Below are 2,018 nucleotides of genomic sequence, written 5' to 3'. Positions count from 1 at the left end.
TTTTCTGTTTCATTACTTGAAGCTGGTACAGTATATTCTAAATAATAGCTTTGAGATTCTCCTGCAGCTAAATTAGGAACTACCCAATAATTGTCACTTTGATTATTATCTACACTATTTTGTAGATTATCATCAGAATATAGTACAGTACTGCTGGGAAAATCACTGCTTTCTATCCAGACATTTCCAGCATCTCCATCACCAATATTTTCAATATCTAATTTCCAACGAATTGTATTCTTACCAGCCATTGCTGCAGGATTGTCAACAAATGTCTGCTCACCTATAGCTTCATTTCTTCCTTTAAGATCAATATTTATCTCTGGTCTAATTCTAGGAATCTTATAGATACTTCCATTTTTGCTGAATTCCTGGTCATCGTCATCCTGATTATATTTAGAAGGTGGGTTCCAGCTTACAGCCGGCTGAACTTCATTGCTTTCATTAAAATCACCATTAGTTTTGATAGCAAATTTTATTTTAATTTCTTCGCCAATATCAATTGCAGCAAGTTCAGGAAATGTCTCTTCCTTAAAAACTAAATTACCATTATTATCTTCTAAAGTACTAGCACTAATTGAATAAGTATTACTTCCATTTTGATTAGTTACTGTAATATCTTTTGTTTCATCAAAAATTATTCCCGTAGTTAAAAAGTCCTGTCTTAACTCCAAATTGTAATTTCTTGTTTGACCAGTACTTTGAACAATAATTTCCATGAATCCTTCTGAACAAATATTTATTTCAGCTGGAGATACTAGATTATTTTTTACTACAAGATCTGAAATTTTTATAGGCTCTACAAATTGTGGAAAATCATCCCTAGTATTATTGCCGCACTCATATTTTATATTATTTACTTCTTCAGTATACCACTTAACCTGAGAGCTAAAGGCACTGCTGAAGTCTTTAATTGTTCTTGGGTCAGCATCTGTAATATCAGCGGTTATCTGCAGTTTTTTAGTTGCTCCAGATTCTATGCTTCCCAGATTCCAGGTAGCCGTAGCCTGTGTATTATCTGTATTTATTTGAGGGGTAGCAGTGACACTATCAATTTGAGAGAACTGATAATCAAAGATCTCTGAAAAAGTACCAATAAATTCTGTATTATGGGCTGTACCTATATCAGTATTTGTAATATCAATTGTCCAAGTAACAGTTTCTTCTGTTACAATCACAGGATTAACTGCTGTTATAATTAAATCTGATTTTCTCTTGATTAAGGGATCTTGAGATTGATCAGTTTTAGTAATTGGAGCTTCTGTAGAATCAATTAATCCATGCCTGTAATCTATTTCAGCACCAGCTGTAAATGTTTCTGAGCAGTCCTTTATCATATTATTTAAGGTTATAGTACCAAGATTTTTCATCTTAGTATTCGTACTATTTTGGTCTATAAATTCTCCAGCTCCACTAACTCCACTAAAATCGAAAATCAACAGCTCGTTGGTACTATCATAACTAATATCTGGTGAATATCCACCAAAACCGGTTATTTCAATATCATTTGAGTTTTTAATATCAGAATAGTCACCATAAGTAAAGCCATTAGGTTTAATTCTAACCACCAGATCTTTAATCATCCATGGGTTTTTAGTTACATCTATTTTAAGATCTACTTTTTCACCTTTATCTATATCATTAGCTGTACTGCCATTTTTCTGCACATCAATATCAACATCAGCCTTAGCCCCACTAACCGGAACCTCAACAACTTGATAAAAATCAGTTGAACCATCAATCCCATTTAGACTAAGTGTTGTCCAGGAAGGAAAATCTCCATTTTGAGTAACTTCAAGTTTATATCTAAAATGAACAGTTTTATCTGCTACACTATCAACACCAAAATTGTTATCTTCTGCTAGGAAATCAAGTTTAAACTGTAAATTACTTTCTGTTGAATTAATGTTATCTACAGGAACATCATCCCATGTCGAACCACCATCAATTGAATATTGAATAAAACCATCTGTATCATTATAAATCTGACCATTATCCATATCATCACTTATGGTGCT

Annotated in this window: 1 protein-coding gene; it reads right to left on the bottom strand. The window is 32.8% G+C overall.

From position 1 onward, the window contains the following. Positions 1-2,018, bottom strand: a 2,018-nt coding sequence (locus CI949_RS20260; RefSeq protein WP_290769824.1) for a hypothetical protein, incomplete at both ends; no start/stop codon positions are given.

Source organism: Halanaerobium sp. (assembly GCF_003070835.1).
The sequence above is the reverse complement of the archived record's forward strand: the minus strand, read 5'-3'. Positions and strand labels throughout refer to the sequence as shown.